The sequence below is a fragment of the Variovorax sucrosi genome (genome assembly GCF_051216635.1).
GTDB lineage: Bacteria > Pseudomonadota > Gammaproteobacteria > Burkholderiales > Burkholderiaceae_C > Variovorax.
Genome location: NZ_JBPJZU010000006.1, coordinates 129,310 through 154,386 on the forward strand (window position 1 = coordinate 129,310; position 25,077 = coordinate 154,386).

Below are 25,077 nucleotides of genomic sequence, written 5' to 3' on the forward strand. Positions count from 1 at the left end.
GGCGTGTTGCAAGGGCTCCAAGACAGTGAATAAGAAGATCCATGAAAGACTTTTCACTCGCCGACGTGCGCCTGTTCATCAAGGCCGTCGAATTGGGCGGATTGACGCTCGCCGCCGATGTACTGGATGTCCCAAAGGCATCCGCATCCCGTCAACTGCAGCGCCTGGAGGTCAACGTGGGCCACGTGCTGCTGCACCGGGGCGCCGCTCGGTTCGCCTTGACGGAAGAAGGGCGCCAGTTCTTCGAGACGGCGGTCGACATGCTCCGTGCGGTCGATCGGGCGATGTCGAGCCTCTATACCGATGAGCGCGCCCTGACCGGCCGCCTGCGGGTCGCCGCGCCGACTTATACGGGCCGCCAATTCCTGGCAATGCATTTGCCGGACTTCATGGCCGCCCATCCGCAGCTGCAGCTGTCGCTCGAGCTGGGCAACGGCCACGTCGACCTCTTCCGGGACGAGGCGGACGTGGTGCTGCGGCTCGGTCGTGAGGGTTGCGAGGAACTGGTGGCGCGGCGACTCGCCACCGTGCCGATGCTGCTGTGCGCCTCCCCGGCCTATCTGGGGCGCAGCAACGCAATCGTCACCCTGTCCGACTTGGCGGGACACGCCTTTCTGTCCGGCAGGGCGCACCGCCGGGTGGGCGAGATGACCGTGCCCACGGCGGGCCAGCCGCGCAGCGTTGCGGCTGCGACGGTTCTGCATTCCAACGACCCCGAATTGTTGCTGGACCTGGCGCGCGCCGATCGCGGCATTGCCTTGGTGCCCGGTGCATTGGCCGCGGCGGCGCTGGAAAAAGGTGAACTGGCAGCGGTGCTGCCATCCGTTCCCCTGGCGGACGAAGAGTTCAACCTGGTCTACCTGCCGGGCCGCCGCAACTCCAGAAAGATCAGGACATTCGTCGAATATCTTCTGGAGGCAACGCTGGCCGTACGGCCCTCCGGTATCGACCGAGCTTCTTAATTGTCAATTAATTGATTCTTGGGTGACTGATTCGTTGGCGAGACGCATTCACCGTTTGGGTTGTCCGAAATGGAACTTCCGGTACCGAATGCAATACAGGGCATTGCTCTGAAGAGCTTGGTACATTTGTTCACATTAAAAAAATAAGAATTTATTCGACCGGCGCAGGGGGCGGGTCGAGTCAATTCCAAAGGTCCTCAAGCGACCCGGAATTGATGGCTGAATAAAAACAAAAGTATTCAAGGGATTCCTTTCTTTTTCGAGATTGCTGCCGCGCTGCAGCCCGTGGGGGCGCGCGCGTCCGCAAACGATCGGCGGCCCGAGCCGCCGCGTGTCTTTTGAACCTGGAGCATCCAATGCCAACTACAACGTCGACTCAAGCTTCCTTCTTCTGGCGCGCCGCTGCGCCCTGGCACCGCGCCGTACGCGGCGGCGCCGGCGCTCTGCTGGTGGTGGCCTGCGCCATTCCGGCGATCGCACAGCCCGCCGCCACCACGACCAAGCCGGCCGCGGCGGCACCGTCCGCCATCGCGGTCGAACTCCAGCAACACAAGGTGGTGAAGGCCGCCGATGGCAAGGAGCAGTTGCTCGATGCCGCGTCCGTCAAGCCCGGCGACGTGCTCGAGTACACGGCTACCTACACCAACAAGGCCGGCAAGCCGGTGTCGGGCCTGGTCGCCGACCTGCCGATCCCGGAAGGGCTCGAGTACCTGCCACGCAGTGCCAAGCCGGGCGCGACCCTGGTGAAGGCGGCGGTGAAGGACGGTGAGTTCGCCGCAGAGCCACTGATGCGCAAGGCCCGGGACGGCAAGGCCGAACCCGTGCCGTACAGCGACTACCGCGCGCTGCGCTGGACGCTGGGCCAGTTGCCTGCGGGCGGCGTGGCTTCGGTCAGTGCGCGCGCCAAGGTCGAAGTCGTGGTGCCGCCGGCGCCCAAGACCGCGAGTGCGAGTGCGACGCCGCAGGCGCCGCCGTCCGCGGGCGTGTCGCCCGCAACGAACGCGCTGCGCTGACCGTGGCCTCGCTGGGTTTTCCCTTTCTCTCTTTCCTTCGACCGATGACACGCGATCCGGTGCATGCCTTTCCCACAGGAAACGCATGAGCCGGGTTCTTCATGTTCCCTTTCTTTTGACAACCGAGGAGAAAACCAAGTGAGTCCTACCCTGCCAACCCAACGCACCGGCTTCAGGCTGCGTGCGCCATGGGCCGGCGCCGCCGCATTGACGCTGGGCTTCCTGTTCGGAAGCTCGTCCGTCTTCGCGGCCGCACCGCCCGCCAATACCGTCATCGGGAACCAGGCCTCGGCCTCCTACTCGGACACCAGCGGCAACACGCAGCTCGCCACCTCGAACCTGGTGCAGACCACGGTGCAGCAGGTCGGCTCCTTCACGCTCGACGCGTTCGGCACGGTCACGACCACGGTGGTCAACACGAAGATCGGCGCCGCCGGCTCCATCGTCTACGCGCCGCACGTGCTGACCAACACCGGCAACGGCTCCGACACCTTCACGCTCGCGGTCGCCGAAGACGCCACCACGCGCTTCTCGAAGATCGAGGTCTACGCCGATGCCAACGGCGACGGCGTACCAGACGGCACCACGCCGCTGTGCTCGGTCGTGCCCTCGGCCTCCTGCAACGTGCCGGCGCAGACCGTACCGGGCAGCAACGGAATCTTCCAGTTCGTCGTCGCGTATTCGATCCCCGGCACTGCCACCACGCCGACGGCGCCGTATGCGCTCGCGACCGTGACGGCTACCGCCGGCACCCCGGCGCTCTATGCCCCGACCAACCTGGTCGCGGCTGACAAGGACCAGGTCAATCTGACCACGGTTGCGGCCTTCAACGCCACCAAGAGCATCGGCATCCCCGCCGTCGCCGGCCCCGGCGGCGCGGCGTGGCCGACGCCCGCCACCGGCGGTCCGCGTTCGTCCTCGGCGGCTTGCGCCACCACCTGGTCGGCCGGCCTGGCCTCCAGCGCGACCTGCCAGTACACGGTCTACACGCTGACCTTCAACAACACCGGCGGCGCCGCAGGCAAGTTCGCACTGTCGGACACCTTGCCCGCCGGCTACACCTACGTCGCAGGATCTGCGGTGTGGAGCAGCGCACCGGGCACGGCCCTGGGTGACGGCGCGGCCGGTGATCCGGCCGGCATCGACTTCGCGGCCAGCGGTAGCACGCTGAATGCGGTCGTCGCCTCGCTCGGTCAGAACGTGACGCAGACGATCAGCTTCGCGGTGTTGGTCAACAACACCGCGGCGATCGGCACGTCGACCACGACCAACACCGCCAAGTACAACCCGACGGATTCGCCGGCCGCCACCTCGACGGCGATCGGCACCGTGGGCTCGAGCACCAACCCGGCCGCCTACACGGTCACGGCCAGCTACGGCATCGCGGTGGGTACCAACCCGTCGACGGCTGCCACCGCCCTCGACACCGTGCCCGGCACGCCCAACGGCACGCCAGCCGACTTGACGACGCAGCCCTCGGTGGTCGCGGGCGGCAGCGTGAAGTTCGGGCAGACCGTGTTCAACACCGGCAATGCGGTCGACACCGTCAACCTGACGATCGCCAACGGCAGCTTCCCGGCTGGCACGACCTTCCTGTTCTTCGCAGCCGACGGCGTCACGCCGCTGCTCGACACGACTGGCGACGGCGTGCCCGACACCGGCCCCATCGCGACAGGCGGCAGCGTCAACATCGTGGTGCAGGCCAATGTGCCGGCGAGCGCGGTGGTGGGCACCGGCCCCTTCACTGCCGTCGTGACCGGCCGTTCGGCCGGCGACACCACCCAGATCGACGCGACGCGAGACACCGTCACGATCGTCATCGGCTCGCTGGTCGACCTGACCAACAGCGCAGCGGGTACCGGCTCCGGTTCCGTCGCGGGCGGTGACCTGGGCCCGGGCCCGAGCCCGCAGCCGACCACGACCAACACGACCGCGGCCGGTACCGGCACGATCTTCACGCTGTTCGTCAAGAACAACGACACGGTCGCCAACGGCTACAGCCTGGCGGCGAGCCAGTCGGCCAGCTTCCCCGGCACGCTGCCGGCCGGCTGGACCGTCAAGTTCGTGGCCGCCGGCAGCACCTGTACCGGTGCCGCACTCACCAGCGTGAGCGTGGCGGCTGGCTCGCAGCAGCAGGTCGATGCCTGCGTCACGCCGCCTGCGACGCAGACGCCGGTGACCGCCCAGAAGATCTACTTCCAGGTGCAGTCGACCGCGGTTGCCTCGACGGGCGTGCTCGTGAACGACGCCAAGCTGGATGCCGTGACGGTGATCGCCGCTGCGACGCTGAGCGCCACCCTGACGCCCAACAACGTCGGCCAGGTGGCCCCGGGCGGTACCGTGGTCTACGCCCACACGCTGACCAACACCGGCAACCAGAGCTGCGGCGCATACACGCTGACGGCCACGGTGCCGGCGGCCGACGCCACGCTGGGCTGGACCACCTCGATCTACCTCGACGTCAACGGCGACGGCCAGATCGATGCGGGCGACACGCTGGTGACCGGCCCGCTGGCCGGCCCGCTCGCGGTCGGCGGCACGCAGAAGCTGCTGGTGCGCGTGTTCGCACCGGGCGGTGCCAGCGCCGGCGCGACCGACCTGACGACCGTGACGGCCACCTTCACCGACCCGGCCGCCAACTGCGGCACGCCGACGGCGACCGACCTGAGCACCGTGATCACCGGCCAGATCCGCGTCCTCAAGACGCAGGCGGCCGACCTTGCCTGTGACGGCACGGCCGACGGCGCCTTCGCCGCCACGCCGCTCTCGCTCAAGCCGGGCGAGTGCATCGTCTACCAGGTCAAGGCCACCAACGAAGGCACCTCGCCGATCACCAACATCGCCATCAACGATGCGGTGCCTGCGTACACCAGCCTGACCGGTGCCACGCAACCCGCGAACCAGTGCGTTGCGACCGGCATCACCGGCACCGCATTGGCCTACGCCCAGACCGCCACCGCCGTGAGCTGCGGCAGCACCGGCAACACCGTGTCACCGAGCGGCAGCGCCACGCTGACCTTCGCCGTGCGGATCAACAACTGAAGGATGGGTGATTGAGTCGCCGGCAGACCTCGGGGTCTGTCGGCTTGTGCGAAGCGCCGCCCCAGCGGCGCGCGCTTCGCTTTTTTCCCCTGGCGCCTGGTCGTGTCACCGGCCCGGCGCCAGCGGAAAAAAGTCCCTGTGTTCACGGCACTCCGGGGGGAGGGTCGACGGAAGGTTTCTTCGCGTGCAATCTCACTCAGACTCCACGAGCCCGTGCTCGCGCCTGCACCCGCTGTTGCTGCTGCGTCGCCTCGGCGCCGTGCTCGTGCTCGGCCTGGCGGCGCTGTTCGGCATGGCCCCGGCCGGGGCCGTGCCCGCCCCGGGCGGCACCACGATCCGCAACGTGGCGAAGGCCACCTATGTGCCCGCCGGCTTCACGCAGACCGAGACCGCGAGCTCCAACGGCGTCGTCGCCAACGTGCTGCCGGTCGAGGCGTTGGTGCTCACGCAGGACCAGTCCGTGAACCGCCCGCCGGCCACGGTGGTCACGCTGAACCACCTGCTGACCAACACCGGCAACGTGCCGTCGCACTACAGCTTCGCCTTCGCCAACAACGGCAGCGGTTGCGCCGCCGACACGCTCGACCTATCGGCCCTGCGGCTGGTGCGCGACCTCAACAACAATGGCGTGGTCGATGCGGCCGACCCGGTGCTGCCGCTGGGCACCGCCGGCGCGCTGGCGCTGCAGCCGGGCGAGACGGCGTCGCTGCTGGTGCAAGGCACCATTCCCGCGACGGCCACCGGCAGTGCCTGCGTCGTGCTCGGGGCGACCACGGCGCTGCAGAGCCTGCAGGCGAGCAACCGCGACGTTGTCACCGTCGGCGACATGGCCGTCATCGCCATCGTCAAGTCGGCGAGCTACCCCGGCCACGTGGTGCCGGGTCAGACGCGCATCGACTTCGCCGTGACCGGCACCAACATCGGCGCGCGCGATGCGGTGCCCGGCAACACCGCCGCGCCCGCGGGCACGCCGGTGCTGGTGAACGGTGTGCCGACGTCCCTGGTGCTGCTGCGCGACGCGGTGCCGGCCGGCACGCAGTACCTGGTGGGAACGCTGCAGAGCACGGCGGCCGGTGCGGTGCACCTGTTCCGCCTGCCGGGCGACGCGCCTTTCAGCTACCGCACCAGCGACGACGCGGCGGCCGTCGAAGTCGCCATCGGCGTGCCGACGGCCGTGGTGCGCAACGCGTCGATCGCGATGCAGTTCGCGGTGCAGGTCAGGGCCGACCAGAGCGGCGACATCCGCAACACCGCGCAGAGCTACTACGGCGACGGCACGGGGCCGGCGGTGTCGCAGTCGAACACCGTGCTGATCAGCACCAGCCAGAGCCGCATCGGCGTGGCCAAGTCGGCGTCGGCGCCCAAGGTCAACCGCGGCACCGACGGTCAGCTCGACGGCACGGCCACGGTGCGCTTCAGCGTCGACGTGCGTAACTACGGCGCGGTGTGGCTGTATGGCGTGCAGGCGATCGACCTGCTCGAGGGCGCGGGCGCGACACAGTTCGGGAGCTACACATCCGCTGCGGTGCCGGGCGCCAACCAGTACACGGTGGTCGCCGGTTCGCTGCGCATCGCAAGCGACCAGGGCAACGGCGCGAGCGGCACCGTGGCCGTGGTCAACGGCGCGTTCACCGGCACAGCGTCGATGCAGAACCTGCTCGCGCCCGGGGCAGTGCTGCCGGTGGGCGCTCAGTTCACCGTGCAGTTCGATGTGCGGGTCAACCTCACCGGGCGCACGGGCACGCTCTACAACAGCGTGCGCGCGCAGGGCGCGCTCACGCCCGACGGCGCGCCCGTCGCCTTCGACGATTCGGTGGACGGTGCCAACCCCGACCCCGACGGCGACGGCAACCCGAACAACAACGCGGCGCCCACGCCGGTGTCGCTGCAGCTGCCGGCCTTGACGCTGGTCAAGAGCGCTTCGCTGCCACGGCGTGCGGGGCAGGGCGTCTACGAGATCGACTACCGGCTGCTGGTGACCAACACCGGCGCGGGCGTGGCGCCCAACGTGCGCGTGATCGACAACCTCAACTGCACCTTCGACATGGACAAGGCCGACGGCCAGATCGCGTCGTGGGAACTCTCGGCCGCACCGACGGTGCGCAGCGGCCTGCTCAACCCGGCCGGCAGCTTCACCGGTCGGGCCGCCTGCAACCGCCGCGCACTGGCGAGCGCCGACGCCTTCGACCTGCCGACCGAAGCGGTGCTCAGCCTCACCGACGGCAGCCGTGCGCTGTTGCCCGGCCAGAGCGAGGAGATCCGCTTCAGCGTCCGCATCACCGAGAAGCCGGCCGCCGTCGGCACGCGCCTGGTCGTGACCAACAAGGCGTGGGCTGCGGCCTTCGAGCAGAACACCATCAACCTCACGCCGGCGATGCTGGTCGCCGCCAGCGCCCACAGCGTGCAGTCGCTGCTGGCCGACCCGCAGGGCACGGTCTACAACGCGGTCACGCGCGCGCCGGTGGCCGGCGCGGTGGTCACCTTCACCCGCACGGCCTGCAGCGCGGGGCCGGTCACGCCGCTGACGGCGGCCGATATCTTCAGCGCCGCGTCGGGTGCCTACACGGTGAACGCCAACGGCAGCATCTCGATGACCACGGGGGCGGACGGCAGCTACCAGTTCTTCCTGCAGTCGCCACCGGTCACCGGCCTGTGCACCTACACGCTCGGCGTGGTGCCGCCGGTGGGCAGCGGCTATGTGTTCCCGTCGCAGCTCATTCCGGTCACGCCCGGCACCTTCGCCGCCTGCAGCCCCATCGCGCCCAATGCCGTGCCGCCGCAGGGCGCCGACCCGACGACGCATTACTTCCGCCTCAATGCGGGCTTCGATGCCGCGGGAACGGCCTGCGATGTGACGCACAACCACATCCCGCTCGACCCGGGCAACATCCTGGGCTTGGTGCTGCGCAAGGACGGCAGCAAGCGGCAGGCCGAATTCGGTGACTTCGTCGACTACGCGCTGACGGTGACGAACAAGACCGGCATGCCGATCACCGGCATCCGCTTCGACGACAGCCTGCCGCCGGGCTTCGCCTACGTGGCGAACAGTGCGCGGCTCAATGGCGCGGCCGCCGGCAACCCAGCCGGTGGCGCCGGGCCGAAGTTGGTCTTCAGCTACCCGACGCTGACGCTCGGCATCGACCAGTCGGCCATGGTGCGCTACCGCGTGCGCATCGGCGTCGGCGCGCCCACCAGCGGCGACGCCGTGAACCAGGCACGCGCGAACGCGGGCCCGCTGCAGTCGAACCTCGCGAACTGGACGGTGCGCGTGAGCGGCGGCGTGTTCTCCGACGAAGCCTTCCTGTTCGGCAAGGTCTACATGGACTGCAAGCGCGACGGCCGGCAGGAAGGCGTTGACGAGATCGGCATTCCCGGCGTGCGCCTCTACATGGAAGACGGCACCCATGCCATCACCGACATCGAAGGCAAGTGGAGTCTCTATGGCCTGAAGCCGATCACGCACGTGATGCGCGTCGACCCCACCACGCTGCCGGCCGGCGCGCGGGTGGAGGTGCTCGACAATCGCAATTCGGGCAACCCCGAGAGCCGCTTCGTCGACCTCAAGAAGGGCGAGTTCCACAAGGCCAACTTCATCGTCACGAACTGCGATGACCCTGCCGTGGCCGCCGATGTGGTGGCGCGGCGTGCGGCCATCGCGGTGCTGCCCGACACCGAGGCCGAAGCTCAGGTGCGGTTGCGCCTCGATCCCGAGAACACCATCGTGGCCGTGAACCGCTCGGTGGCCCAGCCGGCCAGTGGCCAGGCGCTCGCCAGCGGCAGCATGGGCACGACGACCACCACTTCGGCGCCGCTGATCGCCATGCCCGCCGCGGCGGCCAATGCCAGCAGCTTCGTCGGTGCCGCGGCCGGCAGCCTGAGCGGCACGCTGGGCAGCACCGCTGCATCGCCCGCCGTGCCCAGCACGCCGACCGGCAGCCTGTTCGCCGCGCTCAACGGCCTGCCGGCCACCGCGCAGTCCGCGCTCGCGCCGCGCAGCGCGCCGCTGCTGCCACAGGCCGCACCCAGCCCGATCGAGCTCGAAGCGTTGCTGCCGCAGCTTGGCGACAACACGCTCGGCTTCATCGACCTGAAGGACGGCGACACGGTGCCCACCCAATCGATCAACGTGCGGGTCAAGGGTGCGGTAGGCGTGGCGCTGCGGCTGTCGGTCGACGGCCAGGCGCTGGACGAACGGCGCGTCGGCAAGAAGACGCAACTGCCGTCGAAGGCCATCGGCGCCTGGGAATACATCGGCGTCGTGCTGCAGCCCGGCCGCAACCGCCTGACGCTCGAAGCGGTCGACGACTTCGGCAACCTGCGTGGCGGCGCGCCGCAGATCACCGTCGTCGCGCCCGACAGGCTCGGCGCCATCGACATCGCGCTGCCCGAGGTGGCGCGTGCCGACCTGCGTACGCCGGTGGTCGTCAAGGTGCGGCTGGCCGATGCGGCCGGCGTGCCGGTCACGGCACGCACGCAGCTCACGCTCGAGGCCGACCGTGGCCGCTGGCTCGACGAGGACCTGAACCCCGCCGAGCCCGGCACGCAGGTCTTCATGGACGGCGGTGCGGCCGAGTTCCGCCTGCTGCCGCCGGGCGAGCCGGGAGACGTGCGCATCCGCGTGAGCGCCGGCACCTTCGTGAAGGAGGTGCGCCTCGCGCTGCTGCCCGAGATGCGCCCGATGCTGGCCGTCGGCATCGTCGAAGGCGTGCTCGACTTCACCAAGCGGGGTGGCGTTCCGCTCGGCGCGATGCCCGCCGGTGCCGCCTTCGAGAGCGAGCTGACGGGTCTCACCGACAGCCACGACAACCACCGCGCCGCCGGCCGTGCCGCCTTCTTCCTGAAGGGCACCGTCAAGGGCGAGTACCTGCTGACCGCGGCCTACGACTCCGACAAGACGCGCGACGACCGGCTGTTTCGCGACATCCGCCCCGACGAGTTCTACCCCGTCTACGGCGACTCGTCGGTCAAGGGCTTCGATGCGCAGAGCACGCAGAAGCTGTACGTGCGCATCGACAAGAACCGCTCCTACCTGCTGTACGGCGACTTCACCACCAGCAGCAGCACCGAGGTGCGCAACCTGAGCCAGAGCAACCGGTCGCTCACGGGCTTGAAGCATGTGGTCGAAGACGCCAACGTGCGCACCACCACGTATGCCTCGCGCACCGCGCAGACGCAGCAGGTCGAGGAATTCCGCGCGGTCGGCACCTCGGGCCCGTACTACCTGAGTGCCGGTGGCGGCGAGTTCGTCGAGAACAGCGAGCAGGTCGAGATCATGGTGCGCGACCGTGGCCAGCCGAACCTCGTGCTGCAGCGCACGGCGGTCGCGCGCTACGTCGACTACACGATCGAGCCGTTCACGCGCCGCGTGCTGTTCACCCACGCGATCGCCTCGGTCGACGCCAACCTCAACCCGCAGTCGATCCGCATCACCTACGAAGTCGACAGCGGCGGACCGAAGTTCACCGTCGCCGGCACCGACGTGCAGGTCAAGGTCGGCGAGCGGTTGCAGCTCGGCGTGGTCGCCAGCACCGACGAGAACCCCGAGAACCGCCGCAAGCTCGGCGCGCTGACGGCCGTGGCGCGCCTCGGCGACAACACCACCGTGGCCGCCGAAGTGGTGCGCACCGAATCCGACGAGAAGGGCCGCGGCCACGGCGCGCGCGCCGAGCTGCGCCACCAGACCGAGCAGCTCGCGGTGGTGGCGCTCGCCAGCAAGACCAGCGAGGACTTCGACAACCCCGGCGCCAGCTTCTCGGCCGGCCGCACCGAGGCCGCCACCCGCGCCGAATACAAGGTCGACCCAAGCACCGCCGTGCGCGGCGAGCTGCTCTACAGCCAGGATGCCCTGCTCGACGGCGACCGCCGCAGCGCCACGGCCAGCCTGCAGAAGAAGCTCGCCGACGGGCTGGTGGCCGAGGTCGGCGTGCGCCATGGCCAGAGCAACACCGCCATGGGCGCCAGCGCGGGCTTCGACTACGGCCAGATCTCGACCTACAACGGCCAGCTCGGCAGCAGTGTGAACGCCAACAACGTCACCGCGCTGGGGGCCGCCGCCACGGCCAACGCCGAGCGCGAGAGCCTGACGACGCTGCGCGCGCGCCTGTCGGCGCAGATGCCCGGCCTGCCGCAGGCGCAGGTGTTCGTCGAAGGCGAGCAGGACGTGCGTGCGTCCGACCGCCATGCGCTGGCCATCGGCGGCAACGTCGCGGTGACCGACAAGACGCGCGTCTATGGCCGCTACGAACTGGTCTCCGGGCTGCAGGTGTTGGACGCCGCGCAGTCGAGCAACGTCGGCGTGCTGGGCATCGAGAGCAGCTACATGGAGGGTGGGCGCGTGTACAACGAGTACCGCCTGGCCGACACCCTCGACGGGCGCGCCGCGCAGGCCGCCACCGGCGTGCGCAACACGGTCAAGCTCACCGATCGGCTGCGCTTGACGGGCGGCCTCGAGCACACGCGCCAGATGGGCGGCTACGACAACAGCGCCAACAGCGGCAACGGCTACGCGGGCGGCCTCGGCCAGTCCACCGCCATCACGGGCGGCTTGGAATACCTCGACGACCGGGTCAAGGCCAGCGGCATCGTCGAAGGCCGCAAGGGCGACGACGCCGACACGCGGCTCGTCAGTGCCGGCGTCGGCTACAAGATCGACGCGTCGTGGAGCCTGCTGGCGCGCAGCGTGGTGAGCGACAGCGAAGGGCAGGGCAGCAACGCCGGCAACGAGCGGCATCTGCAGCGCCACCAGCTCGGCGTGGCCTACCGGCCGGTCGACACCGACGGTTGGAACGCGCTGGCCCGCTACGAGCACCGGTCGGAGCGCATCGTGGGCGCGGGCAACACCGCGGGTGCGCTGTCCGGCGGCAGCGTCTTCGGCGCCGACTACGGCAATGCGTCGCTGCCCGGCAGCACCAGCGCCGACATCGTCTCGGCCCATCTCAACTTCAACCCCGAGCGTGGCCGCGTCGTCACTGCGCGCTATGCCGCCAAGGTCTCGCGCGCCGACGACGGTGAGCTTGCCAGCCGCTACTGGGCGCACCTGGTGCAAGGCCGCTACACGCAGGACCTGAACAAGGACTGGGATTTCGGCGTGCAGGCCGGGATGCTCTTCGGCAAAGGCGGGGCACTGCAACGAACGGCGGGCATCGAGCTCGGCTACCAGCTCGCGAAGGACCTCTGGATCTCCGCGGGCTACAACGTCGTGGGCCTGCGCGACCGCGACCTGACGGCCAACGAATACACCAGCAAGGGCGCCTACATACGCCTGCGCTTCAAGTTCGACGAGACCGGGCTGGGCTTTGCACCGGCCGGCGTCGTGAGCAGCCCGGCGTCAGGACCGGCGGCAGCGTCGGCCCCGTCCGAGCTGCCGGCGGCGGAGCGCGCCCCGGCCCCGCTGCCGGTGAAGACCACCTTGCAGTCGGAGGCGCTGTTCGACTTCGGCCAGGCCACGATCAAGCCGGCGGCGTATGCCGCGCTCGACGAATTGGCCGGGCGCATCCGGGCGATCGACTACGACATCGTCATCACCATCGGCCACACCGATGCGATGGGCAGCGAGGGCTTCAACCAGACGCTGTCGGAGCAGCGGGCGGCCGCCGTGCGCGACCACCTCGTGGTGCGAGGCGTCGATGCGGCACGCGTTCGCGCCGAGGGCCGCGGCGAACGGCAGCCCGTCGCCACCAATGCGACCGCGGAAGGCCGGGCAAGAAACCGCCGGGTCGAGATCGAGGTCAGTGGACGCGACGTGAGGTGAGAGGCCGCTGCGGCCTTCGGCGAAACATTCAACCGCGCAAGCAGAAAAACATGCAAAGACTCCGCACCCCGATTCCCCACGCGTTCCGCGCGGCCGCACGACGACTGCTCATGGCGGCGTGCTGCCTCGCGTGGCCATTGGCGGTGCACGCGCAGCAAGTGTTGCAGGCCGCAACGCCGGTGAGCACCGGCGTCCTGGTGGGCTCCAATTCGGGCGTCGGCAGCCCCACCGGGTGTACCTCGGGCGGGATGCCGACCGGGTTTCCCGTCGGCATGGGCGCGCGCGAGCAACCTGCGAATGCGGGAAACTACGTTGGCGCTTTGGCGGCCTACGACGTGGAATGCGCCTCCTTCACGGTGACGGAGGGTGCCGGTGCCGCCACCATCGCGTTCGGCGCTACTTCGTCCAGCGGGTTCATCGGGCGACCGACCGATGCCTCCTATACGACCACGGGCCCGTTCCGCTGCCCGGCCGGCCAGGTGGTCTCGCGCGTCGGCGGCGCGCACCGGTTCTTCAACGGGGGGTCGGCCGGCCTCTACCCCTCCTACATCTACTACGCCTGCAGGCCGGTGGCAGTGGTCACCGGGGACTGGTTCAACCTGAACCTGAGCCTGGGTGGCGCAGTGGTGATGCTCGGGACGGCCACCGATGCGGCGACGCCGGCGCCGGGCCCGATCTCGGGAAACATCGAGGCTTGCGCCGAGTCGCCGACACGGACCTGCAACGGCATCTACGACACCGGCGGCGGTACGCTGATCGATGGCTTCTTCGGGTCGTCCAGCAATTTCCCCAACGCCCGCGTCTCGCAGACGATCAGCTTCGTCAACTACGCCTGGAGCCAGAGCACGGGGGACAGCACCCAGACCGCCACCTGGCGTCCGTCGGTGGCAGGCAACCTCTTTCATCCTTCGATCGCCAACAACAACACGCTGCGCTACCAGCAGACGTACGAGCGCTATGTGTTCTCGGGCTCGACCTACAGCGGAGGCATCGCGCCGCCTTCGGGTACCAGCACCCTCGCGTACTCGCGCACCGGCACCTGTCTCACGGCACGCACGCTCGGCGTGAACGAGGACTACACCTGCACGAACATCATCACTGGGCGGCCCGATCTGCAGGTGCGCGTGACCAACCCGGCGTCGGCGTGGACCGCCTATGGCCAGTACCAGAACGTCACCTTGACGGCCAAGAACTTCGGCTCCGCCGCCACGGGCAGCACCGACAATGCCACCGCCGTGCTGACCCTGCCGGCGGGCTGGGATGCCGGCACGCTGCCGGCGAACTGCGCCAAGGCGGGCTCTCCGGTGGTGGTGACCTGCCAGGTCAACCCGACGCCATTGGCTGCGTCCAGCGGCCCGGGGCTGATCGATGGCGGGCAGGTGGACTTCGTCATTCCCGTCACCCCGCTGGCTGGCGTGGCAGCCGGCAGCTATCCGGTCGTCAACGGCGCGAGGGTGTGCGTACAGGCCGCGACAGGTGGCAACACACACGTGTGCACCGTGCCCAACGACGCGAACCCGTTCAACGACGACGGCATCAACACGCTCGAGACCGCCACCCTGGTGGTGGCGTACCAGACGCCGCCGGCGCTGCCGCCGAGCGTGGCGACCACCGTGGTATCCAACGGCGGCGTCGGCACCTTCGGTTTCACGTCGAGCAATGGCGCCGCGCCGTTGCCGGCCTCGCTGGTGACGACGACGCCGGGTGTCGGCGTTACGGCGGCCCCGAGCATGCTGACCGCCATCAGCACCACGACCTTCCTGCAGCAGAACGCGCCGCCGGCAGGCTTCGTGCTGACCGCCATCAGCTGCACGGGCATGAGTGCCGGCGGTACCGCGACCTACAGCCTCCTCTTGCGACGCGTGACCTTCAACGCCGCGGCGACGGGCTACGGCGCCACCATCGCCTGCACGTTCACGAACACGCGGCTGGCACTGACCGTCAGCAAGGTGTCGAACGGCGGTGTCGGGACCTTCAATTTCACGGGCACCAACGGGGTGGCGGCGCATGCCGTCACGACGGCCACCGCCGGCGTGGCGGTGAGCGGCGCGCAGCAGAGTCTGACGACGGTCGGCGCTGCCACCACCGTCACTGAATCAGCGCCGCCGGGCGGCTGGCGGCTGGCGAGCATCAGTTGTAGCGGTCTGGGGGCCGGCGGCACAGCCACGCCGACCATCCCCGGTACCGGGACCGCCGGCGGCAGCGTGTTGCTCGACGCAGCAGCCACGGTCGCGGGCAGCAACATCGCCTGTACGTTCACGAACGCGAAGCTGCCGACCGTCACGGTCAGCAAGGTCTCGGTGGGCGGCACGGGAACGTTCGCCTTCACCGGCACCAACGGCATCGCTGCGCACAACGTCTCCACGGTCGTGAGCGGCACGCCCGTCTCGGGTGTCACCCAAATCCTCGCCGCGGCGGCCAGCGCGACCAATGTGGTCGAGAGTGCGCCGCCGGCGGGCTTCGTGCTCACCGGCATCGGCTGTACCGGTCTGAGCGCCGGGGGAAGCGCCACGCCCAACCTGGCGACGCGCACCGTGGCGCTGGACGCCGCCGCCACGGCGGTGGGCAGCGACATCGCCTGTACTTTCACCAACACGGCGGTTTCCACGCTCAAGCTCGTCAAGACGAGCAGCACCCCGAGCTTCGTCGTCGGCCTGCCGGCCAGCTACACCCTCACGCTCACCAACACCGGCGTGTTCGCCACGCAGGCCGTCACGATCGTCACCGACACCGTGCCGGCCACGCTGACGCTGGGCACGATGCCTGCGGGCTGTAGCGCCACGGGCCAGGTCGTCAGCTGCGGGGTGCCGGCCGGTCTGCCCGCCACGACCGGCAGTGCCTCCTTCGTGATTCCGGTGACGCCGCTGCCCTCCGCGGTGCCGAGTGTGAGCAACACCGCCACGGCCAACGGCGGCGGCGATCCGTTGTGCGTCAGCAGCGGCAACTGCACGAGCACGGTGGTCACACCGGTGCTCGCGCAACCGAGCATCACAGTGCGCAAGACCACCAGCAACGGCGCGGGCAGCAACACCTTCGGCTTTGTGCTCTCGGGCGTGACGAACCCGGCCGACAGCATCACCTTGACTGGCGCGAGCTCCACTTCGTCGGCGGTGGTGCACACCGGCACGGTCGGTACCGACGCGACGCTGACCGAGTCGAGCGTGCCGGCCGGCTGGCCGGCCACGCCGGCGGCGGTGAGCTGCCTGGACTCGGCCACGGCCACCAGCGGAAACGCGACCACCAACCTGGCCACCCTCGCGGGCAACGTCGCCACCCTGCCGGGCAGCGTGATGCGCGGGGGCGCAGTGATCACCTGCACCTTCACGAACACGGCAGCACCGATCGTCGCGCTGACCAAGAGCGCGCCGGCCACCGTGGCGCCGGGCAGCACGTTGGCCTATGGGCTGAGCCTCGTCAACACCGGGGCGATCGCGACGGGCACTTCGGTGGTGGTGCGCGAACAACTGCCGCCAGGTGTCGTCGCGAACTCGGTCGGGCTCGGTGCGGGGGTCACGGCCGCGGCGTGCGGCACCTTGCCGAGCGCTGCGGGCGCGCTGCTGAACTGCACGATGACGATCACCGGTGGCATCCCGGTCGGCGGCACGCGGTCCTTCACACTCAATGCCACGGCGCCGCTGGCATCCGCCGGGACGGTACTGACCAACTACGCCAACACCAACGTCATCGGCAGCGGCACGGCCGCCACGGCACCGGGCGCGGCCTGCGTGTCGGATGCGAGCGTGAGTTGCACCAACGCGTCGACCACCCTCGTGGCCGGTGTCGGCGCCATGGCGCAATCGGGCGTGCGCACCGTGACCGACAACCAACTGGCCAACGGCGCGGCCCAGGATGTGCTCGAAGCCGTGGTGCGCGATGCGGCGCAGAACCCGGTCGCGGGGGCGGTGGTGACCTTCGCCGCCACCGCCAACGTGGCCTTCAATGGCGGGGCCGTGGGCGCCGCAGGCACCTGCACGACCAATGCCGCGGGTCGGTGTCAGGTCACGGCCACCAGTACCGTGGTCGGCCTCAAGAGCAGCGCGGTCAGCATCGCCGCCGGCACTGTCACGGGGGCCTTCACCGACGGCGGGGATGTCTTCCACGCCAGCCCGGTGGCCTACACCTTCGTGCTGGGGACGCCGCCTACGGTCACGCTGTCGAAGACCACCACCGGCGGTGCCGCCGGGCCCTTCAGCTTCACGTTGACCAACACCGTGCAAGCCAGCGGAACGGCCACTACCGTGGCGGCCAGCACGCCGGTGCAAGTCGATGGCAATACGGGCACAGCCGGGCTGCAGAGCTTCACGTCGAACACAGTCAACACTGCGGTGACGATCACGGAAGCCGCCGTGCCGGGCTGGAACCTGGCGAGCGCGAGCTGTACCGATGCCGGTGTCGCCGTCGGCGGCCTGGGCGTTGGCGCCGCCGCGCGGACCTACACGATTCCGGCCGCCAGCGTGCAGTACGGCAAGGCGCTGCAGTGCCTGTTCACCAACGCGGCGTCGGCGACGGTGACGACGCGCAAGGTGTCGGTCGGCAACGTCGGCAGCTTCGGCTTCACCGGCGACAACGGTCTGGCCGCCCAGAGCCTCACCACGGTGACAGCTGGAACGGGCGTGGCCGGTGCCGTCCAGACGTTGACGGTTCCCGGGGTGGCCACCACGATCAACGAAGACCCGCTGCCCGCCAACTACGCGCTGACCGCCGTCGGTTGCACCGGCCTGGGCGCGGGCGGTACGGCCACGCCCGACCTGCCGAACCGCAAGGTGACGCTGGATGCCGCCGCGACAGTTGCCGGCAGCGCGATCGTCTGCACCTTCACCAACACCTACACGCCGCCGTACCCCAAGGTGCAGATCGTCAAAACCACCGTCGGCGGCACCGGCAGCAACGTGTTCGGCTTCGCGCTAAGCGGCCTGTCGGCGCCGACGGACACGATCACGGTGGTGGGGGCGAGCACGGCCAGCGGCAGCGCGACGCTTGTGGGTACCGCTGGCCTGGAAGCCTCGATCAAGGAAACGGTGCCCACCGGCTGGCCGGCCAACCCGGTGAGCGCCAGTTGCGTCGACACCGCCAGCGCCACGCCCACCGTGGCCTTCGGCACGCTGGTCGCCAACCAGCTGACGATTCCGGCGGCGAACATGGTGGCCGGCGCGGCCATCACCTGCACCTTCACCAACAGCTTCGGCTTCAGCGTCGGCGGGCGCGTTTTCAACGACAACGGCGTCGGCGCGGGCACCGCGAACGACGGCCTGATCAACGGCAGCGAGGCCGGCATCGCGGGCGTCGTCGTGCGGCTGACCAACTGCGCCGCCACGGTGCTCGCCAGCGCCGTGACCGATGGCGCCGGCCGCTACACGCTCGCCGTGCCCTTCGCCACCGCGGCAGCGGCCCCGCTCTGCGTGGAAGAGACGAACCCCGCGACGCCGTCGGCCTGGACCTCGACCGGTGCATCAGCGGGCGGCACGGCACTGCTGTCGGGCACGGTCACGACGGTGGCGGGTACCGCGTACACCTACACCCGCCTCGGCACGCCCGACCGCATCGCCTTCACCTGGAACGGCGGCGGCCCAGCGAGCCTCGACTTCGGCGATGTGGCGCCCAACACCTTCGCCACCGACGGCGCCAAGACCGGCCTGCCGGGTAGCACGGTGAGCTACCCCCACACCTTCAAGGCGCAGACCGGCGGTGTGGTGCGCTTCGGCATTCCCGGCGAAGTCGCCACGCCGACGCTGGCGGGCTGGAGCGGCAAGGTCTTCGCGGACACGGCCTGCACCGGGGCGCTGCAGGCAGGCGCCGTGCTGTTGTATCCGCCGTCGGTGCCCGTGACGGTCGTGGCCGGGCAGAGCGTCTGCCTCGTGATGCAGGAATTCGTGCCGGCCACCGCGATGAATGGCTACAGCAACAACGCCACCGTGCAGGCCAGCTTCGACTTCAGCAACGCCGGCCCGGCGCTCGGCGCGAGTTACACGGTGCACGACATCACCACCGTCTCCGACAGCGTGCTCGAGCTGAAGAAAGAGGTGCGCAATGTGACGCAGGGCGGCGCCTTCGGCATCAACAACCAGGCCAAGTCGGGCGAGACGCTGGAGTACCGCATCACCTACACGAACAACGGCGTGTCGCCCATCGGCACCCTGAGCGTGAACGACACGACGCCCAGCTACACCAGCTTTGTTGGTGCGCAGGCCGGCAGCACGCCGGCCACACTGACCGCTTGCCAAAAGACGACGCCAGTGAACCCGGTGCCAGGGCCGACGGTGGCGTGCGCCACGGCGCAGGCCGGTGGTGGGACGGGAGCGCTGAGTTGGCATTTCACGGGGGCGCTGTCACCCGGCGCGTCCGGCGCAGTGATGTTCACCGTGAAGGTCGACTAAGCAATCGTCGCAAGCAGCAGCGCCTGCAGCAGGAACCTCCGGTCACCCGCCTGGTTCACGGTGTTGCCGTCGAGCACCAGCGCCAGCGCGGGGTGACTGCCGTCGGCCAGGCCGCGGTAGACCGGCACACCCGCATGGATTACCAGTTCGGCCGCGGCGGCCGGCGCGGTGGTTCCGGCGTCGATGGCGTCGTACATGCGACCCAGCATGCGAGCGATGCGAGCGCACTCGGCAACCTCCGGCGGCGGCTCGCCGAGGCTGACCCGCGCCACGCGTACCCCGAGGTCGGCCGCGGCGTCGTGCAGCGCCGACACGGTGGCACCGCTCGCCGGCTGAAGCACGGCCAGGTTCTTTCCCTGAAGCAGCGGCAGGGCCGGGTGGCCGGCGATCGATGCCGCCTTGAGCCGGCTGGCGAGATCGAGCAGCGCTGTCGCCGCCGCAGCGTTCAGCAACGTGTCGGACGCGAGGGCGCCCAGGGCGGGAGACGGTGGATGCGAGGTCACGGCTGCGAGCGTACGGATGCCTGCGGCCACCGGGTTGACGCCCGTCAAGGCGGCGTCATCGCGGGGCACCGCGCCGCGCGGGAGCCTTCGGACACGGTTCAGACATAAAACGTCGATCACTGTTACCAACGGGGCGGTCCCGTTGTCGGTCGTGTTGCACGTGCTTCGTACGCTCCTTCCATCGACCCGCACCGGAGCCCACCATGCACGCAGACACCCCCCGCCGCACCGCCGCCGACCAACCTGCCCAGCGCATCGCCACGATGCTGCAGCTGCTCCAGGAGACGCTGCCGATGCAGAAGCGCCTGGTGCATGCCGGCGACGTGGTCTGCCAGGTCGGCCAGCCCTTTCAGTGCCTCTACGTCGTCAACGCCGGCTTCTTCAAGATGGTCAACCTGTCGGATGAGGGCCGCGAGCAGGTCGTCGGCTTGCACTTTCGCGGCGACTGGCTCGGCCTGGACGGCATCGCCACTGGCCGCTACGGCTGCGACGCGGTGGCCATGGACACCGGCGAGGTCTGGGTCATTCCCTACGACACACTGCTCGAGGCGAGCATCCGGACGCCGGCGTTGCTCAATGCGCTGCACCAGGCCATGAGCCGCGAACTGGCACGCGACCACGATTCGATGGCCTCGCTGTGCACGCTGCCGGCCGATGCGCGGGTGGCCGGCTTCCTGCGCTACTGGGCCGACGCGGTGTCGCAGCGCGGCCTGCGGGCCGACGAGATCACGCTGCGCATGACACGCGCCGAGATCGGCAACTACCTGGGCATGACGCTCGAGACGGTCAGCCGCGCGCTGTCACGCATGGCGCGCGGCGACGTGATCCGCTTCAAGGAAAAGGGCCGGCGCGACATCCAGATTCCGAAGGTGGAGGCACTGACCGCCTTCATGCAACAGGCCAAGGGCCCGTCCGCCGCGCTCGCGCTGCACTGAGCGGCTGCACCGCCAGGGGCGGATGCGCACGCTTGCAGGACGGATCGGCGCCTACCGCGCGGCGATTCGCCCGTGCAGCGGCGCGTCGGGCAGCGCAGGAACGCGCTGCAGATCGGCCAGCCAGACCTCCGCCTCGGAGTCGCTCGGCGCACGCCAATCGCCCCGCGGCGACAGCGATCCGCCGGAGCCGACCTTCGGCCCGTTGGGCACGCAGGAACGCTTGAACTGGCTGGTCTTGAAGAAGCGCCAGAGGAAGGTTTTCAGGTGACCGGTGATGTCGGCCAGGGTGTACTCGTTGTGCTCGCCCTGCAGCGCATCGGGCCAGCTACCGCGCGCGCGGTCGCGCCAGGCGCTGTAGGCCAGGAAGGCGACCTTCGACGGCCGGAAGCCGTGGCGGGTGATGTAGTAGAGGTGGAAATCCTGCAGCTCATACGGCCCGATGGTGTCTTCGGTGCGCTGACCGGGCTGCTCGGCCGAGGCGTCGGTCGACGGCACCAGCTCCGGGCTGACCTCGGTCGCCACGATGGCGCGCAGCACGTCGCTGCCGTCGGCGCGGAGGATGGCGGCGTCGGCCACCCAGCGCACCAGGTGCTTGATCAGCGTCTTGGGCACGCTCGCATTCACGTTGTAGTGCGACATGTGGTCGCCCACGCCGTAGGTGCACCAGCCCAGCGCCAGTTCGCTGAGGTCGCCGGTGCCCACCACGATCGCGCCGTGGTGGTTGGCCAGGCGGAACAGGTGGCTGGTGCGCTCGCCGGCCTGCACGTTCTCGAAGGTGATGTCGTACTGCGGCACGCCGTCGGCAAAGGGGTGGCCGAGGTCGGCCAGCATCTGTTTGCAGCTCGGGCGGATGTCGATTTCCTTGGCCTGGCAGCCGATGGCGGCCATCAGCGCATGCGCCTGCTTCAGCGTGCGGTCGCTGGTCGCGAAGCCGGGCATCGTGTAGCCGAGGATGTCGCTGCGCGGGCGGCCCAGGCGGTCCATTGCCTGCGCGCACACCAGCAGCGCATGGGTCGAGTCCAGCCCGCCCGACACGCCGATCACCACCTTCTGGATGTTGCTGGCCTCCAGCCGCTGCACCAGCGACTGCACCTGGATGTTGAACACCTCCTGGCAGCGCTCGTCGCGGGTGGCGGCGTCGGCCGGGACGTAGGGGAAGCGCTCCACGTTGCGGCGCAGCGCGCCGGGCTGCTGCGGCAGGCCGGGCAGGTCGAACTCGATGGTGCGCCAGTCGCGCAGCACAGCGGCGTGGCGCTGCGCCGAGACGCCGAAGGAGTTCTGCCGCATGCGCTCGTGCGCCAGGCGCTCGAGGTCGGTGTCGGCGGTGATCATGTGCGAGCGGTTGCTGAAGCGTTCGCTCTCGGCCAGCAGTTCGCCGTTCTCGTAGATCAGCGCCTGCCCGTCCCAGGCCAGGTCGGTGGTCGATTCGCCGATGCCAGCCGACGAGTACAGGTAGGCCGCCAGGCAGCGGGCCGACTGCAGGCTCACCAGCTTGTGGCGGTAGTCCGCCTTGCCCACGGTGATGTTCGAGGCCGACAGGTTGACCAGCACCGCGGCGCCGGCCAGTGCCGCGTAGCTCGACGGTGGGATCGGTACCCACACGTCTTCGCAGATCTCGACGTGGATGGCAAGCAGCGGCAGATTGCGCGCCTTGAAGATCAGGTCGGTGCCGAAGGGCACGCGCTGGCCGCACAGGGCGATCTCGGTCGAGATGGCACTGTCGGCCGCGGCGAACTGCCGGCCCTCGTAGAACTCGCCGTAGTTGGGCAGGTAGGTCTTGGGCAGCACCCCCAGCAGGGCGCCATCGGCCACCACCGCGGCGCAGTTGAAGAGCCGGTGGTCGGCGCGCACCGGCAGGCCGACCACGGCCACGGTCGGCAGGCCGCGCGAGGCTTCGATGACCTCGGCCAGCGCGGCTTCGCAGCCCTCCAGCAGAGCGGTCTGGTGGAACAGGTCGTCGCAGGTGTAGGCGGAAATGCCCAGTTCCGGGAAGGCCACCAGCACGGCCCCCTCGGCCGCGGCTTCGCGCAGCATGCGCACCGTCTCGCGGCCGTTGAACACCGGGTCGGCCACGCGGTTGCGCGGCACCGCCACGGCCAGGCGCGCAAAACCGTGGGTGTAGGGGTTGTCGAAGGCAAGTTCGGAGCTCATGGCGACATCGTATGCGTCATTCGACGGGCAGGGCGGCAGCGGGCGGTATGGCCTGCACATCGGCGGCGCGGCACAGGTCGATGGCCCACCAGTCCGGCAGCAGGCGACGCACCTGCGGCCGGGCGAAGCGGTCGTCGATCAGGTAGAGCACGCCGGCGTCCTGCTCGCTGCGGATGACCCGGCCGGCGGCCTGCACCACCTTGCGCAGGCCGGGGTAGAGGTAGGTGTAGTCGTAGCCCCGCGCATCGCCGAAGCGTGCATCGAGCTGCCGGCGCATCACCTCGTTCATGGCGTCGTGCTGCGGCAGGCCGAGGCTGGCGATGAAGGCACCGATCAGCCGGTCGCCGGGCAGGTCGATGCCCTCGCCGAAGGCGCCGCCCAGCACCGCGAAGCCGATGCCGCGGCCGCCAGGCCGGAAGCGCGCCACGAAGGCATCGCGTTCCGCCTCGCGCATCGCGGTGGTCTGCGACCAGATCGGAACGCCGGGGTGCAGCGCGGTGAACAAGGCCTGCGCTTGTGCCAGGAACTCGAAGCTGCTGAAGAAGGCCAGGTAGTTGCCGGGCTGGCGGGCGAACTGGGCGCCGATCAGGTCGACCAGCGGGCGCAGCGTGCGGGCGCGGTCGCGGTAGCGGGTCGACAGGTCGGTGACGATGCGCACCTGCAACTGCCGCGCCACGAAGGGCGAGTCGACGTCGAGCTCGACCGTGCGGCCTGGCAGCCCGAGCATGTTGCGGTAGAAGTCGAAGGGCGCGATGGTGCCGGAGAAGCACACCGTGGTCGATGCGGCGGCGAAGCGCGGACGGAGAAACGGGGCGGGCACCAGGTTGCGGACCGCCAGGCTGGCGGGCCCATCGCCCTCGGCCAGCGTGCTGTCGAACACCGAATGGTCGCCCAGGGCGTCGGCCAGGCGCAGGAAGTGCAGCGCGTCGAAGAAGAAGCGCTGCAGCGGCCCGTGCGCGGCCTGCGGCGCGGTGGCGAAATGCTCGGCCAGGACCCCGACCGCATCCTGCAGCGCCTGCTGCAACCGGTCGGGCACGCGTTCGTGGGCCTGGTAGGCGCTCGTCTGTGCCTTGTGCAGCGCCTGCTGCTCGCGCTGCACCCGTGCCAGCGGCGCGCGCAGCACACCGGTGGCGAGCGCGCGGGCCGCGTCGAGCACCGCGACCTGCCACTCTTCCTGCTGGCTCAGCGCGTGCAGGAAGGCGCTGCCGTCGAACCAGTAGTTGTAGTCGGCCACCACCACGTCGCTCCAGCGCACCATCTCCTGCGACAGGAAATAGGGGCACACGGCGTGCCGGCGCGCCACCTCGCGCAGCGCGTTGCCGCCGAGCCGGCCGGCAGCCACCGCATCGCTGCGCGCCGCCGGAAGCCGGTCGTAGAAGCCGCGCGCCAACGGGCAGTCGTCGCCGTGGCAGGCGCGGCCCGGGTGCTCGCACAGCTTTTCGCGGGCCGTCAGTTCGAGGATGCGCAGCGCTGGTGCGGGGCGGCCGAGCGTGTCGAGCGCCTCCAGCGCGATCGCGCGGCCCGAGGTCTTCGCGGTCAGGAAGAACAGCTTGTCGGTGCGCTGGGCGCGCCAGCCGCGCAGCAGGGGAAAGGTGGTGGCGATGGTCTTGCCGATGCCGGTGGGCGCCTGCGCGATCAGGCAGCGGCTTGCCGCGGCAGCACGCCAGACATGCTCGGCCAAGGCGCGTTGGCCGGCGCGAAAACCGTCGTGCGGGAAGGGCAGCGCATCGAGCTCGGCCTCCAGTGCGGCGCGGTGTGCGGCCTCTTGCGCGGCCCACGCCAGGTAGCGGCTGCACAGCGCCTCGAACTCGGCCCGCAGCTGGTCGCGACCGCGGTGCTCGGTGAGCAGCGTCTCCTCGCCGCTGGCGACATCGAGGTACACCAGCGCGACCTCGATGGACGCCAGCGCGTGCTGCTCGCAAAGCATCCAGCCGTAGGTGCGGGCCTGCGCCCAGGCCAGTGCCCGGTGGTTGGCACGCACGGCCGCGAAGTCGCCGCGGAAAGTCTTGATCTCTTCGACGCGGCCGCCCGCGGTGTCGTAGCCGTCGGCCCGGCCGCGCACGCGCAGACCGCCGAAGGTGGTGGACAGCGCGACCTCGCTGGCATAGCCCTCGCCGCGCCGGCCCTGCACCAGCAGGTGGCCCGCAACGCCGTCCTGTGCGCTGGGCGCGGGGGCGAAGCGAAAGTCCAGGTCGCCGGCCTTGGCACCGAAGGCACACAGTGCCCTGACCGACACGCTGTGCAGCGGTGAGGGGCGTGGCGCGTGTGACAGATCGTCGTCGGACGCGAAGCGCGGGGCGGGCGGGCGGCCTTGCATGGCTGGATAAATATACAGCACCGAGGCAAT

At 69.8% G+C, this 25,077-nt stretch carries 9 protein-coding genes; 6 read left to right on the forward strand and 3 right to left on the reverse strand.

What is annotated here, in order from left to right:
• The first annotated feature begins 41 nt into the window (after window positions 1-41).
• The 5 genes from ACSFBE_RS13300 (at window position 42) to ACSFBE_RS13320 (ending at window position 19,141) form a co-directional block, all read left to right on the forward strand.
• On the forward strand, window positions 42-962 hold the full coding sequence (locus ACSFBE_RS13300; RefSeq protein WP_435490866.1) for a LysR family transcriptional regulator: 921 nt from the start codon (window positions 42-44) through the stop codon (window positions 960-962).
• A 356-nt stretch (window positions 963-1,318) separates the two neighbouring features.
• Window positions 1,319-1,975: a hypothetical protein gene (locus ACSFBE_RS13305; RefSeq protein WP_435490867.1), complete on the forward strand. Its 657-nt coding sequence runs from the start codon at window positions 1,319-1,321 to the stop codon at window positions 1,973-1,975.
• A 138-nt stretch (window positions 1,976-2,113) separates the two neighbouring features.
• Window positions 2,114-5,017 carry a beta strand repeat-containing protein gene (locus ACSFBE_RS13310; RefSeq protein WP_435490868.1) on the forward strand — a complete coding sequence of 968 codons (2,904 nt, stop codon included), beginning with the start codon at window positions 2,114-2,116 and terminating at the stop codon, window positions 5,015-5,017.
• A gap of 184 nt (window positions 5,018-5,201) precedes the next feature.
• On the forward strand, window positions 5,202-12,767 hold the full coding sequence (locus ACSFBE_RS13315; RefSeq protein WP_435490869.1) for an OmpA family protein: 7,566 nt from the start codon (window positions 5,202-5,204) through the stop codon (window positions 12,765-12,767).
• A 50-nt stretch (window positions 12,768-12,817) separates the two neighbouring features.
• Entirely contained in the window at window positions 12,818-19,141 is a 6,324-nt protein-coding gene (locus tag ACSFBE_RS13320) for a prealbumin-like fold domain-containing protein (protein WP_435490870.1), read from the forward strand.
• On the opposite strand, the gene ACSFBE_RS13325 is transcribed toward ACSFBE_RS13320, so the two are convergent.
• Window positions 19,138-19,692: a Rossmann-fold NAD(P)-binding domain-containing protein gene (locus ACSFBE_RS13325; protein WP_435490871.1), complete on the reverse strand. Its 555-nt coding sequence runs from the start codon at window positions 19,690-19,692 to the stop codon at window positions 19,138-19,140. The genes ACSFBE_RS13320 and ACSFBE_RS13325 overlap by 4 nt on opposite strands.
• A gap of 155 nt (window positions 19,693-19,847) precedes the next feature.
• Here ACSFBE_RS13325 and ACSFBE_RS13330 point away from each other — a divergent pair, with 155 nt between their 5' ends.
• Entirely contained in the window at window positions 19,848-20,579 is a 732-nt protein-coding gene (locus tag ACSFBE_RS13330; protein ID WP_435490872.1) for a Crp/Fnr family transcriptional regulator, read from the forward strand.
• A gap of 51 nt (window positions 20,580-20,630) precedes the next feature.
• Here the strand turns inward: ACSFBE_RS13330 and ACSFBE_RS13335 are convergent, their stop codons facing one another.
• The gene (locus tag ACSFBE_RS13335) at window positions 20,631-22,730 is read right to left on the reverse strand and encodes an NAD(+) synthase (protein ID WP_435490873.1); all 2,100 of its coding nucleotides are present in this window, start codon (window positions 22,728-22,730) and stop codon (window positions 20,631-20,633) included.
• A gap of 16 nt (window positions 22,731-22,746) precedes the next feature.
• Window positions 22,747-25,047, reverse strand: a complete 2,301-nt coding sequence (locus tag ACSFBE_RS13340; protein ID WP_435490874.1) for an ATP-dependent DNA helicase — start codon at window positions 25,045-25,047, stop codon at window positions 22,747-22,749.
• Between the last annotated feature and the right edge of the window lie 30 nt (window positions 25,048-25,077).